At 69.1% G+C, this 14,205-nt stretch carries 13 protein-coding genes; all 13 read right to left on the reverse strand.

The genetic code is table 11. The features are described from left to right. Positions 1–10: 10 nt before the first annotated feature. Entirely contained in the window at positions 11–1,468 is a 1,458-nt protein-coding gene (locus CHF16_RS03880; protein ID WP_089324489.1) for an MCE family protein, read from the reverse strand. After that, positions 1,465–2,802, reverse strand: coding sequence for an MCE family protein (locus CHF16_RS03885; protein ID WP_089324490.1), 1,338 nt, complete (start codon positions 2,800–2,802; stop codon positions 1,465–1,467). Before CHF16_RS03885 ends, CHF16_RS03880 begins: the two co-directional genes overlap by 4 nt. Then, positions 2,799–4,088 (reverse strand): MCE family protein, encoded by a 1,290-nt coding sequence (locus tag CHF16_RS03890; RefSeq protein WP_245868193.1) that lies wholly within the window; start codon positions 4,086–4,088, stop codon positions 2,799–2,801. Before CHF16_RS03890 ends, CHF16_RS03885 begins: the two co-directional genes overlap by 4 nt. Positions 4,089–4,103: 15 nt before the next feature. Further along, on the reverse strand, positions 4,104–5,165 hold the full coding sequence (locus CHF16_RS03895) for an MCE family protein (RefSeq protein WP_089324491.1): 1,062 nt from the start codon (positions 5,163–5,165) through the stop codon (positions 4,104–4,106). Continuing rightward, a complete protein-coding gene (locus CHF16_RS03900; protein WP_089324492.1) occupies positions 5,166–6,197 on the reverse strand; it encodes an MCE family protein in 1,032 nt (343 codons plus the stop codon). After that, entirely contained in the window at positions 6,194–7,501 is a 1,308-nt protein-coding gene (locus tag CHF16_RS03905) for an MCE family protein (RefSeq protein WP_245868194.1), read from the reverse strand. The genes CHF16_RS03900 and CHF16_RS03905 overlap by 4 nt, the downstream gene beginning before the upstream one ends. Positions 7,502–7,507: 6 nt before the next feature. Beyond that, positions 7,508–8,356, reverse strand: coding sequence for an MlaE family ABC transporter permease (locus CHF16_RS03910; RefSeq protein ID WP_089324494.1), 849 nt, complete (start codon positions 8,354–8,356; stop codon positions 7,508–7,510). Beyond that, positions 8,356–9,216 (reverse strand): MlaE family ABC transporter permease, encoded by an 861-nt coding sequence (locus CHF16_RS03915; protein WP_089324495.1) that lies wholly within the window; start codon positions 9,214–9,216, stop codon positions 8,356–8,358. The genes CHF16_RS03910 and CHF16_RS03915 overlap by 1 nt, the downstream gene beginning before the upstream one ends. Continuing rightward, entirely contained in the window at positions 9,216–10,328 is a 1,113-nt protein-coding gene (locus CHF16_RS03920) for an ABC transporter ATP-binding protein (protein ID WP_245868195.1), read from the reverse strand. Before CHF16_RS03920 ends, CHF16_RS03915 begins: the two co-directional genes overlap by 1 nt. A gap of 548 nt (positions 10,329–10,876) precedes the next feature. Beyond that, positions 10,877–11,269, reverse strand: a complete 393-nt coding sequence (gene rplL, locus CHF16_RS03925; protein WP_089324496.1) for a 50S ribosomal protein L7/L12 — start codon at positions 11,267–11,269, stop codon at positions 10,877–10,879. Positions 11,270–11,323: 54 nt separating this feature from the next. Then, the gene (gene rplJ, locus CHF16_RS03930) at positions 11,324–11,875 is read right to left on the reverse strand and encodes a 50S ribosomal protein L10 (protein WP_089324497.1); all 552 of its coding nucleotides are present in this window, start codon (positions 11,873–11,875) and stop codon (positions 11,324–11,326) included. Positions 11,876–12,267: 392 nt separating this feature from the next. After that, a complete protein-coding gene (locus tag CHF16_RS03935; protein ID WP_089324498.1) occupies positions 12,268–13,143 on the reverse strand; it encodes an SCO4651 family lipoprotein in 876 nt (291 codons plus the stop codon). A 112-nt stretch (positions 13,144–13,255) separates the two neighbouring features. After that, complete coding sequence (locus CHF16_RS03940) at positions 13,256–14,107, reverse strand: SCO4651 family lipoprotein (RefSeq protein WP_245868196.1); 852 nt, start codon at positions 14,105–14,107, stop codon at positions 13,256–13,258. Positions 14,108–14,205: the final 98 nt, after the last annotated feature.

Here is a 14,205-nt window from a genome sequence, read left to right on the forward strand (position 1 = left end):
CGTGCCCGCCTCACTGGCTCAACGGTCCGAGCAGGAGCCACTTCCACGAGGATTCTTCTCCCAACTGACGGGTTCCGGCGCTGCGCGGCATCACGTATCGCTTGCCGTCGGGCCCGTAGACCGCACCGGTCGTTGGATCGTATCCAGCGAATTCCACTGACTCGGACGGATACGAGAGGATCAGCTGTCCGTCGGAGAGCTGCCCGGTCGGCGCCGCCGCGGCGGCCTTGGTCTTGGCGTCGCCGCCGCTCTTCGCCTGCGACTTCCCGTCGTCGCGGGTGCCGTACGCGCCGCCCTCGGGGAAGCCGGCGCCGGTCGTGGCGCCCTCCGGGACCTTCGGGTACGGCAGGATCTCGCTCTTGGGGAAGTTGCGGGCGCCGCGCACCGCGGTGCCCGCGTCGGACGGGGCCTTGCAGCCGGCGTCCAGGCGCGGCTTCTTCGGGGACGTGTCCTGCGGCCAGCGGTGCTTGACCCCGCCGTAGCCCTCGGTGCACGCGGGCGGCGAGTCGATGTTCAGCGCGAGCCCGAGGTGCTGGGTGCCGTCGCCGGGCGTGACGGTGAACGCGCCGGCGACCGTCACCGGGTACAGGATGAACAGCGACCGCAGGCCGGCCTGGCGGGACGTGATGATCTGCCCGGTCGTGGTGAGGTTCGCCAGGAGGGTGGGCAGCGTCGGGGCGAGCTGGTTGATCGCCTTGTGCGCCTCGCTCACGGCGCCGGGCGCGCCGTCGATGGTCGCGCGCAGCGCCGGGTCGTCCTTGCGGAGGGACGTCGTCAGCTCGTTCAGGTTGCGCGCGAAGCCGCGGATGTTCGCGGCCTGGCCGCGCTGGGTGTCCAGGACGGTGACGCCGTTGTCCAGCAGCCGCTTGGTGTCGGGGTACGCCTGCTCGGCGGTCTTCAGCAGCCGGTCGGTGTCGTCCAGGATCGACTGGAGGTCCTCGGCGGAGCCGGAGAACGCCTTGTCCAGCTCGTCCACGATGATGCCGAGGTCCTTGGTGTTGACCGACCCGACGAGCGAGTCGACGTTGCGCAGCAGCTCGGCCGTGGAGACGGGCAGCGTCGTGCGGTCCCTGGGGATCGTGTACGGGTCGCCCTCGTCGAGGAACGGGCCGGTCTTCTTGACCGGCTCCAGGTCGATGTACTGCTCGCCGACCGCGGACCGGTTGGCGACGACGGCCTTGGTGCCGTCGCGCGGGATCCGCTCGCCGCGGTTCAGCAGCAGCTTGACGCGGATGCCGTCCTTGGTGAGCTCGATCGGCCCGACCCGGCCGACGGGGACGCCCCGGTAGGTGACCTCGGCGTTGGTGAACACGCCGCCGGAGTCGGTGAGGTCGACGTAGGCGACGTACTGCTTGCCGAGCAGGTCGCGGCCGATGCCGATGTAGTTCACCGAGACGATCACCACGCCGACCACGGTGATGACGGCGAACACGATGAGCTGGAAGATCACACCGCGCTTGAGGATCATGAAAGGCCCCCCGTCATCAGGGTCCGCAGACCGCCGTCATCGGGTGCGAGCGCGCCCGTCCGCCGCGGCGTCGGCGTCTTCGCCGCCGGCGACTTCGCCGGGGCCGGCGTCGACTGGCCGGGGACCCCCGGCAGCCCGCCGCCGGGCGATTGAGGGAGCACGCCGAGCGGCGAGTCGGGCAGGGTCACGTTCGGCACCTGGAGCATGTTGCGCATCTGCGTGCCGCTGCCGAGCATGTTCTCGAGGTCGGTGCCACCGAGCAGGTTGCGGGCGATGGACTCGAAGTCCAGGTCGACGGTCAGTCGCACGTTGCCGTAGTCGCCCGCGATGACGTTCTCGAACGTCGCCGGGAACGGGAAGGTGATCAGCGACTCCAGCGACCGCGGCAGGTCGTTGCCGGCCTTGTTCAGGTTGCGCAGGATCGTGTCGATGTCGCGGAGGTTCGCCAGCAGGTCGGCCTTCGAGCGGTCGATCACGTAGGTGGTGGTGCGGCTGAGCTTGTTCAGCGCGACCAGCATCTTGGTGAGGTCGGCGCGGTTGCGGTCGAGCACGGCGATCGCGGGGCCGGTCTCGTCGATGGTGTCGCGGATCGTCTTGCGCTCGGCCGACAGCTTGCCGGTGAGCCGGTCGATGCTGTCCAGCGCCCGGGTGATGGCGGCGCGGTTGCGGTCCAGCGTCCCGGTGAAGGTGTCGACCCGCTCCAGCACCGACCGGATCGTCGACTCCCGGCCGGTCATCGCGGCCTGGAGCTCGTGGCTGATCGTGGAGACCTGCTCCAGCCCGCCGCCGTTCAGCAGCAGCGACATGGCCGACAGCACCTCTTCGATCTCGGTGCCGCGGGACGTGCGGTTCAGCGGGATGAGGTCGCCGGAGGACAGCGTGCCGGACGGCGCCTGGTCCTTCGGCGGTTCGAGCTGCACGAACTTCTCGCCGAGGAGGCTGGTCTGGCTGACGGTCGCGATCGCGTTGTCGGGCAGCTTCACGTCGCCGCGCAGCTTGACCGTGACGAGGGCGTGCCAGCCGCCCTGCTGCCCCTGCTGCTGCCCCTGCTGCTGCCCGGTCGCGACGGGCGCGGTGCCCGGCGCGCCGGCGAGCTTGATGTCCTCGACCTTGCCCACCGAGACGTCGTTGACCTTGACCGCCGACTGCGGGACGAGGTCCAGCACGTTCGCGAACTCGATCTTGACGGTGATCGGGTTGGAGCCGAGGTCGGGGCCGCCGGGCAGCGGCAGCGAGGAGACGCCGTTGAACGAGCAGCCCGACAGGGCCGTCGTCGCGGCGAGCGCGGCGGCGCCCAGCAGGCGGGCGCGGCGCATCGGCCGTGTCCTGCTCATCGGCCACCTCCCGGCAGCAGCGCGCTGAGGTTCCCGGCGCGCTGCCCGCTGTTCGCGGTCCTGTTGGTCGTGCTCGTCGTGCCGGTCTTGCTCGTCTTGCCGGTCTTGCTCGCCCGGCCGCCGGGGCCGTAGGCGTCCGGCGGGATCGGCACCGGGTCGTAGTGCGTGGTCAGCGCGGTGATCCAGGACAGGTCGAGGCTGAAGCCCGTCAGCGCCTTGCCGATGCCGTTGTACGGCTCGACGAAGTCGAGGCACTCCTTGGCGGGCGTGCCCACCGAGTACGCCAGCGAGCAGATCCAGTCGGCCAGGTCGTGGAACTGGCGGAAGTTGTCGCGGGTGTGGATGGTGCCGCTGATCGGGTCGTAGGCGCGGGCCAGGTTGTTGACCGCCAGCGGGCCGGCGGTGAGGATCTCGGCGAGCGCGTCCTTCTCCTTCACCAGCACCCCGGTGATCTGGGCGAGCTGCCGGACGTTCGCGGCCAGCTCGCCGCGGTTGTCCTTGACGAACCGCTGCACGTTCCGCAGCGTCGGGGCGAGCGTGTTGAGGGCCGCGCTCAGCTCCTCCTTCTCCCCCGCGAGCTGCGCCGACACCCCGTTGAGGTGCCCGCTGAACGACTTGATCTGCTGGTCGTTCGCCTTCATCGCGTCGGTGATGATCCGCAGGTTCTTGATCGTCGCGGCGACGTCGCCGCGGTCGGTGCTCAGCGTGCTGAGCGCCTTGGACGCGTCCGCGATCGTCTGCCGGATGTCGTCGCCCTGCCCCTCCAGGTTCGCGGCGCCGACCTGCAGCAGCCGCGACAGCGACCCCTGCTGCCCGTCCGCGCCGGGCGCGTTGGCGCCCTCCGGGCCGAGGGCCTTGGTGAGGTCGTTCAGGCTGCCGCCGACCTCGTCCACCTCGACCGGGACGGCCGTGCGGCTCGTGGTGAGCGTCGCGCCGTCGGCGAGGACCGCGCCGTTCTTGTAGACGGGCGTCAGCTGGATGTAGCGGTCGGCGACGAGCGTCTGGTTGATGATGACCGCCTGCGCGTTGGCGGGCACCTTGTACTTGGCGTCGTACTTCAGCTCGACCTTCACCGCGTCGCCGACCGGCTCGACGCTGGTGACCTCCCCGACCGGGATGCCGAGGATGCGGACGTCCGCGCCCTTGTAGAGGCCGACGGTCTTGGTGAAGTACGCCGTGAGGTGGCGCTGCTTCGGCTCCTGGAGGATCAGCAGGAGCGCGGCCACCAGCACGGCGGCGGCGAGGACCGCGCCGCCGAGGCGGAGGATGGTTCCTGAGTTACGCACTAGTGACCTGCCTGCTCACGGGAGGAACGGCAACGGGTTGTCGCTGGAGTTGCCGGTCTGGTTGCCGTTCTGTCCGCCCTGCTTCTTCGTCGTGGTCCCGCCGGTCTTCGGGGCGTCCTGGATCGAGGCCGGGATCGGGACCAGGTTCTGGATCCACGAGTCGAACCAGCGGCCGGTGCCGGTGACGTCGGAGAACTGCCGCGCGAACGGCGCGAACAGCTGCAGGATCCGGTCCAGGTTGGCCTGGTTGCGCAGCAGGACCTTGTTGACCTTCGCCAGGTTGTCCAGCATCGGCCGCAGCTGCTTCTCGTTCTCCTTGATCAGCGCGTTCACCTGCTGGGACAGCGTGACCGTGTTGAGCAGCAGCTGGTGGATCACGGCGCGGCGCGCCTGCACCGCCTGCAGCACCTTGTCGCCGTCCTGGACGAGCTTGGCGAAGTCCTGGTTGCGGTCGGCGAGCAGCTGCGAGACGTCCTTGGCCTTGCCGGCCAGCTCGTGCAGCTCGTCGTCGCGGGACGCGACCGTGTTGGACAGCCGCCGCAGGCCCTGCAGCGACGCCCGCACCTCCGGCGGCGAGTTCTTGAAGGTCTCCGACAGCACGTCGAACGACTTCGCGACCTGCTGGACGTTGATCGCGCCGACCCGCTGGCTCAGCTCGCTGATCGCCGGGACGACCTCGAACGGGGTGTGCGTCCGCTCGATCGGGATGCTCTTGCCGAGCTTGCCCCGCCCCCGCGGGGTGAGCTCCAGGTAGTGCGCGCCGAGGATCGTCTTGATCTTGATGCCGGCCTCGGTGCGGTCGCCGAGCTTCACCCCGTCGTCCACCCGGAAGGTGACCTTGACGTGGTCGCCGTCGAGGTCGAGCGCGGTGACCTTGCCGACCTTGACGCCCGCGATGCGGACCTCCTCGTCGGCCTTCAGCCCGGCCGCCTCCTTGAACGCGGCCGTGTGCGTCCTGCCGCCGGCGACGAGCGGGATGCTCTCCAGGTTCATCGCCACCGCGACCAGCACGGCGATGACCGCGAACGCGGAGAGGGCGATGGGGACCGGGTTGCGCTCCCGGAACGGGATCCTCATCTACTTGCACCTCGCGTTCTCGTTCACGATCGCCGGCGTCTGGTAGACCGGTCCGCCCGGCAGCCGCACCCGCGCGTCGAGGCCGCAGATGTACATGTTGAACCAGGACCCGTACGAGGAGATGTTCACGAGGCCCTCCAGCCGCTTCGGCGACCGCTTGAGCCCTCCGTCGATGGCCTTCTCGTTGGCCGCGAACGTCCCGGCGAGCTTGCGCAGCCCGGCGATGTCGTCCTTGATGTCCGGGCGGGCCTGCGACAGCAGCCCCTGCGTGGTGCCGGTCAGATCGTTGATCGCCGCGACCGAGTCGAAGATCGCCTTGCGGTCGCCGGAGACGCCGCTGACGAAGCCGCGCAGGTCCCGCACGAGCTGGTCGACCTGCTGGTGCCGCTGGTCGATGGTGCCGAGCACCGTGTTCAGGTTGTCGACCACCTGGCCGATGACCTTGTCGCGGTCGGCGAGCGTGTTGGTCAGCGACGCGACGTGCGCGAGCAGGCTGTTGATCGTCCCGCCCTCGCCCTGCAGCACCTGGACGATCTGCATCGCCAGCGTGTTGACGTCCTTCGGCTCCAGCGCCCGGAACAGCGGCCGGAACCCGTTGAAGAGCGTGGTGAGGTCCAGCGCCGGCTTGGTCTGCGAGATCGGGATCGTCCCGCCCGGCTTCAGGTAGGCGTTGGCCTGCCCGGCGCCGTCGGTCAGCGCGAGGTACCGCTGCCCCATCAGGTTGCGGTAGCGGATCTGCGCCTGCGCGGACGCGGGGATCCCGGCCTTGAGCGGGCCGTCCTGCTCGACGCTGAACGTCACCTCGGCCTTGTCGCCCCGGTAGAGCCTGATCTTCTCGACCTGGCCGACCCGGACGCCCGCGATGCGGACGTCGTCGTTGTCCAGCAGCCCGGTCACGTCCGAGAAGATCGCCTTGTACTCGCGGGTCTCCTTGAAGCGCATGTTGGAGATCGTCATCGCCAGCACGCCGGTGGCCACCGAGGTGATGACCACGAACGTCAGCAGCTTGATCGCCGCACTCGTCGTCTTCACTTGATCGTCACCACCGATCCATCGCCCAGCAGCGGCCCGAACATCAGCTGCGACACGTCCGACAGCTCATCGGCCGGGGTCCGCGTCATCGGCCCGAGGACGCTCTTGACCTGCTGCTCGGGGGTGAGCGAGCCGGTGTCGACGAACACGTTCGACAGCGCCCGGCCGCGCCCGGCGCCACCGCCGTTGGGGTCGTCGGGGTTCTTCCACCACAGGTCGTCCTGCGTGCCGTCCAGGGCGAGGTAGTCCGGGAACGGCTTCTTCGGGTTCGGCAGGCCGTAGCAGCGCGGGTTCCGCTGGTCCTTGGCCTCCGGCCGGTCCAGCGGGTTCTTGTAGCCCGGCCGGGGCTTGACGATCTCGATCGTCAGGTTGAAGGTCTTGGACCCGCCGCCGCCGGCCGCCCGCTCGGCCTCCGGCTTGATCTTCATCAGCCCGGCGAACACGCACGGCAGCGACGGCGAGTACCGGGCGACGAGGCTCGCCACGTCCCGGTTCGCGATGTTCACGCCGATGATCTTGGGGCCGTTGTGCCGCATGAAGGCGTCGCCGTCCTGCGCGAGCGCGGTCGTCGCCGGGATCAGCTGCTCGATCGTCGCCTTCTTGGAGGTGATCGTGCGGCTGGTCACGTTGAGGTTGCGCAGCGTCTGCAGCAGGTCGGGCGCCGCCTGGGCGTAGATGTCGGACACGTCCGCGAGGCCGTGCAGGTCGTGCACCAGCGTGCGGAGCTGCGGGTTGATCTTCTTCAGCAGCGCGTCGGCCTGCTCGATGTTCTCGCCGATCTGGTCGCCGCGGCCCTGCAGCGCGGTGGCGAGCGCGTTCAGCGTCGCGTTCAGCTCAGCCGGCTTCACCGCCTGCAGCAGCGGCAGCAGGTCGTTCAGCACCTTGTCGATCTCGACGGCGGTCTGCGAGCGGTCCTGCTGGATGACCTGGCCCGCGCGCAGCCCGGCAGGGCCGGCCTGCGCCGGGACCTGGAGGTCGACGTACTTCTCGCCGAACAGCGTCTTCGGCAGCAGCCGCGCCTGCACGTTGTTCGGGATCAGCTTGGCCTTGTCCCGGTCCAGCGCGAGGTGCAGGACGGCGCCGTCGGACGTCGCGTCGGTGCCGCGGACCTCGCCGACGATCAGGCCGCGGACCTTCACGTCCGAGTGCGGCAGCAGCTGCAGCCCGGCCCGCTCGGTCTTCACCGACACCTCGGTGACCGGCGTGAACGCCTTGTTGTAGAACGCCACGGTCAGCGCCAGCAGCAGGACGATCACGATGATCATCGAGATGCCGAGCAGGCGGTAGCGCACACGGGTACTCATCGCGCGCTACCCCGCAATCCGGACGGACGTGGTCGTGCCCCAGATCGCCATGCCGAGCAGCAGGTCGGCCACGTTGATCACGACGATGCTGGTGCGCACCGCGCGGCCGACCGCGACGCCGACGCCGGCCGGGCCGCCGGACGCGTGGTAGCCGTAGTAGCAGTGGATCAGCATCACCAGCACCGCGAAGATGATCACCTTGCCGAACGACCACAGGATGTCGTTCGGTGGTAGGAACAGATGGAAGTAGTGGTCGTAGGTGCCGGTCGACTGCCCGTAGAACACTGTCACGATCACCCGCGTGGCCCCGTAGGAGGCGAGCAGGCCCACGATGTACAGCGGGATGACCGCGATCATCCCGGCCAGCATCCGGGTCGTGACGAGGAACGGCATCGACGGGACGGCCATGACCTCCAGCGCGTCGATCTCGTCGGAGATCCGCATCGCGCCGAGCTGCGCGGTGAAGCCGCAGCCGACCGTCGCCGACAGCGCCAGCGCCGACACCAGCGGCGCGATCTCGCGGGTGTTGAAGTAGGACGCGACGAACCCGGTGAACGCGGCCGTGCCGATCTGGTTCAGCGACTCGTAGCCCTGCAGGCCGACCTGGCTGCCGGTGAAGAACGTCATGAACCCGACGATCACCACCGAGCCGCCGATCACCGCGAGGCCGCCGGTGCCGAGGCTCACCTCGGCCAGCAGCCGCAGCACCTCGGTGCGGTAGCGGGCCAGCACCCGGAACACCCACGCGAACGCGCGGGCGTAGAACGACATCTGGTGGCCGAAGTCGTCCAGCCGTTCGAGGGGGGCGTTCACCACGCGGGTGACCGCCTTTCCCGTCTTTCCAGGGGCGGCCATCACATCCCCTTCGACGGGACGAACTGGAAGTACAGCGTGGAGATCAGGAAGTTCTCCAGGAACAGCAGCATGAACGTGATCACGACGGTCTGGTTGACGGCGTCGCCGACGCCCTTCGGCCCGCCCTTGGCATTCAGCCCCTTATAGGCGGCGACGAGGCCGGCGGTGATGCCGAATACGAATGCCTTGAATTCCGCCTGCAGCAGGTCGGGCAGTTGCGCGATCGCGTTGAACGACGCCAGATAGGCGCCGGGCGTGCCGCCCTGCAGCATGACGTTGAAGAAGTAGCCGCCCATGAGGCCGACCACCGACACCAGGCCGTTCAGGAACAGCGCGACGAACGCGCAGGCGAGCATCCGCGGGACCACCAGGCGGTGCAGGGGGTTGATCCCCAGCACCTCCATGGCGTCGATCTCCTCGCGGATCTTCCGCGACCCGATGTCGGCGCACATCGCCGACCCGGCGGCACCCGCGACCAGCAGCGAGGTGACCAGCGGGCTGGCCTCGCGGACGATCGCGACGACCGCGGTCGCACCGGTGTAGGACTGCGCGCCGAGCTGCCGGATCAGCCCGCCGACCTGCAGGGACAGGACGCCGCCAAAGGGGATGGCGACCAGCATGGTGGGGACGACGGTGACGCTGACGATGAACCAGGCCTGCTGGATGAACTCGCGCCATTGGAACGGCCACTGGAACGTCGCGCGCGCGGTGTCGAGGCACAGGGCGAAGAACCGCCCGGGTTCCTTGACGACCACGTTGGCCGCGCCGTCACCGATCTTGCGGAGCGTCACCGACGACCCGCCGCCGTTCTTCCCCTCTCGCCGGTTCGCGCCGATGCCCGACTGTTGAGGAGTGGACATCAGTACCCTGCACCACCTGCATGACGTCCAGGCGGCGGGTTACCCGGGAACTGGCCGCCGGGACCGCCGGGGGGCGGGCCTGGCGGCGGGCCGCCGGGGCCTCCCGCGGCAGGAGCGCCGACGGGCGACACGGACGCCACGTACCGCGGCCACTCCTCCACCCAGTTGCGGCCGAGGTCGTCGATGAACGAGCCGGGCGGCGGCGTCACGCCGTGCGCGGCGCACCACGCGCCGGGCGCGTGCATGCCGGCCCGCAGCATCCCGTTGCTCGGCATCTGCTGCGGCGGGATGGGCGGCAGCTTGCCCGAGTCGAGGCCCATCCTGGCCTCGGCCTCCAGCTCGGAGGCGTCCTTCTCCTCCGACATGCCGATCGGGCCGACCTTGCTGGCGTTGAGGAACTGCCGGACGACCGGCTCCTCGCTGGACAGCAGCATCTCCCGGGGCCCGAACATCGCGAGGTTGCGCTGGTACAGCAGCCCGATGTTGTCCGGAACGGTGCGGGCCGTGTTGATGTCGTGGGTGACGATGAGGAACGTCGCGCCGATCTGCGCGTTCAGGTCGATGAACACCTGGTTCAGGAACGCGGTGCGGACCGGGTCGAGGCCGGAGTCCGGCTCGTCCACCAGGAGGATCTCCGGGTCCAGCACGAGCGCGCGGGCCAGCCCGGCGCGCTTCTTCATCCCGCCGGAGATCTCGCCGGGCAGCTTGTGCTCGGCGCCGAGGAGACCGACCATCTCCATCTTCTCGAGGACGATGCGCTTGATCTCGGACTCGGACTTCTTGGTGTGCTCGCGCAGCGGGAAGGCGATGTTGTCGAACAGGTTCATCGAGCCGAACAGCGCGCCGTCCTGGAACAGGACGCCGAACAGCTTCCGGGTCTCGTAGAGCTGGGACTCGGGCAGGTAGGGCAGGTCCCTGTCGCCGATCCAGATGTGCCCGCGGTCGGGCTTGAGCAGCCCGACGAGGGACTTCAGGAACACCGACTTGCCGGTACCGGACGGGCCCAGAAGAACGGAGATCTCACCTGCGGGAATGGTCAGCGACACGTCCTGCCAGATCACCTGGCGGCCGAAGGACTTCGTCAGGCCCTCGACTCTGATCTCGACGCCCACTCGTCACCTTTCGTCCAGGCCGGGGGGAATCCCGAACCAATGAGCGAGTAGCACTCAGGCTCTTGCTGTCGTCACACGGCGTGTCCGCCGTGTTGCTACCGTCCGGTAGCCGCGCCGGGTTCCACTACGGTAGCGGGCCGCCGTCCAAATGGAAGGGGTTCCCGTCCAGATCAGCGGCTAAATGCGACGTCGTAAGACAATCGTTACTTACGGCGTCTATGAGACTAGTGGTCCAAGAACCAGCGCCTCAAGCCCGGGGTTCCGGCAGGCCGCGGGCCGCCGCCCACCCACCGGACCCGGACGGCAGGGACGCGGACCGCCTGGTGTGACCACGGTGTCGAAACGGGACGCTACGCCGCCCGCCGAGGGCCGCACAACCCGTCACGGCACACGCTTTTGGACCGGCCTTTATCACTCCGGCACAGGAAACGGCGCCCACTCGCGCACCTCGGGACAGCGTTCACCTCACCACGCGAAAGAGGCGGCCACCCCAGGTGGGGTGACCGCCTCTCAGGAGAGCGGTCGAGCCGCGAGGCTCCGGAGCCGTCCTACTTGACGGTGACCGTGGCGCCGGCCTTCTCCAGGGCCTCCTTGGCCTTGTCGGCGGTCTCCTTGTTGACCTTCTCCAGCAGCGGCTTCGGCGCGCCGTCGACCAGGTCCTTGGCCTCCTTGAGGCCGAGGCTCGTCAGGGCGCGGACCTCCTTGATGACCTGGATCTTCTTGTCGCCGGCACCCTCGAGGATGACGTCGAACTCGTCCTGGACGGCGGCCTCCTCGCCACCGCCGCCGCCACCCTGCTGGGCCGGCTGGGCGACGGCCGCGACCGGGGCGGCGGCCTTGACGTCGAAGACGTCCTCGAACTGCTTCACGAACTCGGAGAGCTCGAGAAGGGTCATCTCCTTGAAAGCGTCGAGCAGCTCGTCGGTGCTGAGCTTCGCCATGATGTCTCCTCCGCTATGGCTTGAAATCTCGGGTGTACGGAACCGCGGGTGCGCCTACTCGGCGGCGGGTGCCTCGCCTGACGCGTCGGCGGCCTCGCGCTTGGCGCGCAGCGCCTCGGCGAGCTGGGCCGCCTGCGTGGGCAGCGCGTTGAACAGCGCGGCGGCGTTCGCCATCGAGCCCTTCATCGCACCGGCCAGCTTGGCGAGGAGAACCTCGCGGGACTCGAGGTCCGCCAGCTTGGTGACCTCGGCCGCGTCCATCGACTGACCGTCGATGTAGCCGCCCTTGATCACCAGCATCGGGTTCGCCTTGGCGAAGTCGCGCAGGCCCTTGGCGGCCTCGACCACGTCGCCGCGCACGAACGCGATGGCCGACGGGCCTTCGAGCAGCGAACGGAACTGCTCGTCGACACCGGCCTCGTTCGCGGCGCGCTTGGTCAGCGTGTTCTTCACCACGCGGAACCGCGCGTTCTCGCCGAGGTTGTCGCGCAGCTCCTTGACCTGCGCGACGCTAAGCCCGCGGTACTCGGTCAGCACGGCGCCGCTGGAGCTCTCGAACTCGCTCTTGAGCTCGGCGATCGCCGCGTCCTTGTGGGCCTTGGCCATAGCCCTCCTTCCGATTACCTGGGTGGTCCGATCCGCGCCCGCCCGCCCTCGCGGGACGGGGGGTGCCGATCCACCAAAAAACGCCCCGGCGCAGGCGCACGGGGCGTCCAGGCACGGCACGGAGGCCATGCGGAAGCTCTCGTCTCACCTACGCAGGCCGCCCGAACTGAGTCGGGTCCTTCGGTCACCCCACGGACATGAGGTGACGACCGGCGGTCTTCGGCATCGCCCAGAATACGTCGGCCCACCGCGTTAGGCCAAATCAGTCAGGCCGGGGGGCGGACGGCGGAGGAACCACGGGCGGGACGGCGGAGGGACCGCGCCCCTAGCGGGTCGCGGTCCCTCTGCCGTGCGGTGCGCCGATTCAGGCGCGTGGTTCCAGATGCGCGGGATCAGGTGCGCGGCGCTCCGGTGCCGAGCTGGTTCATCAGCTCGCCGAAGTCGGTGACCTCGCTCGCCGGCGGCTCCTCGATCTGGACGGGCTTGCCGAACTCGCGGTACTGCGTCGTCACGGTCAGCTCGCCGTCGGAGCCCTGGGAGCCCTTCATCGTCATCTTGCGGGGCAGCTGCTGCCCGTCCACCCAGAGGTCGAAGTGCATGTTCTGCATGCCGACCTGGCCGAGCGTCTTGCGGTACGCCTCCTGCTGGTCGGCGGGCAGCGTCGCGATCGCGTCCTCCATGCGGTAGGTGCCGGTGTAGTGCGTCGTCTTGACGCCGTCGACCGTCTCCTGGCCGACCTCCCGCGCGTCCTTGGAGGCGGTCAGCATCTTGGTGTTCTGCACCGGGTCCATCTGGCGGGACTGCTGCAGCATCTGGTCGATGTTCATGCCGGACTTCTCGCTCAGCTCGCTCAGCGAGAGCTTGATCCAGGGCTTGCTCGACCCGCCGCCGAGCTGCGACAGCATCGGCATCTTCATGTACATGTTGCCGTTCAGGAGGCGCTGCTCCATGCCGCCCATCGACTTGCCGCCGACGGTCATGTCGGTGAAGTTCATGCTGTAGGCGATCTCGGGCTTCGTCCGGTACTGCATGGTGCCGCTCATCGTCATGTCGCCGTCGGCGGAACCGGTCGTCTGCATCGACAGGTCGGCCTTGAACGAGTCGACGTCGCCGGTCTTCTCCGCGGCCTTGCCGAGCACCTGCGCGGCCGTCAGCTTGATGTTCTTGCCGGCCTCGTCCACCTTGTTGCCGGCGTCCCCGAGGCAGCCGGTGAGGGACAGGGCGAGGCCGGTGGCCAGCGCCGTACCGGCGGCGAAACGACGGATCATCGTGGGGGTCTCCTTCTGCGTCTGGTCGCCCGGCGCACGGGCCGAACACTGGGTCAGACGCCGGATCGGCCCCCGCGGTTCATTCCGCCGCCTCGGCCGGCCGGAGCGCCGCTCAGTTCCCGCCGAGGAGGGAGCCGAGCGAGAGCTGACCCACCTGGTCGGACGGCGGCGGGTTCACCGTGAAGGTCTTACCGTAGTCGCTGTAGCGGACGGTGACGGAGGCGGTGTCGCCGCCCTCGCCGTCCACCTTCGAGACGATCTTGCGCGGCAGGTTGTCGCCGTCCGTCCACAGATCGAAGTTGATCTTGCCGTTGGCGCGATCCTTCGGCAGCCACTTGCTCACCTTCTCGCGCGCCTGGGCGTCGAGGCGGTTCAGCGCGTCGTCCACGGTGACCGTGCCGGCGTAGTGCACGGTCTTCACGCCGTCGACGGTCTCGGTGCCGACGCGGCGCGCGTCCTTGGAGCCGGTGAACATCTTCGTCTGCTCGGCCGGGTCGACCTTCTGCACCTGGTCGACCAGGTTCCGCACGTCGAACCCGGTGTGCTGCGCCACCTGGTTCACGTCGATCCGCACCCACGGCTTGCCGCCGCTGACGAAGCGGGCGAGCTGCGGGACCTTCGCGTACAGCACGTCGTCCTTGAAGACCGCCTGGCCCTTCGCGCCCGGCAGGGTCTGCCCGTTGCGGCTGACCTCGTCCAGCTTCGCGCTGAACCGCAGCGACGGGCGCAGCTGGAACTGGCCGTCGGCGTGGATCTTCCCGGACTCGTCACCGGTGCCGGTCACGGTGAGGTCGGCCTTGAAGGCGTCGGCCTTCGCGGTCTTCTGGGACGTCTTGAGCAGCGCCTGCCCTGCGGTGAGCTGCATGTCGTCCGTGTTCGCCGACCCGTCCCCGTTGCATCCGGACAGGACGAGCGCGGCACCCACGGCGGTACCGCCGGCAGCCACCACGAGTCGTCGGTTCATGAGGGTCGAGCCTCCCTTGTCGTCCTCCTGGTGACCCCAGTCTCGCGGGACGCCGCCGTCCGGGCATCCCCCGGTGGTACGAACGGGCCGCCCCGCGG

It is taken from the genome of Actinomadura meyerae, assembly GCF_900188445.1.
Lineage (GTDB): Bacteria > Actinomycetota > Actinomycetes > Streptosporangiales > Streptosporangiaceae > Spirillospora > Spirillospora meyerae.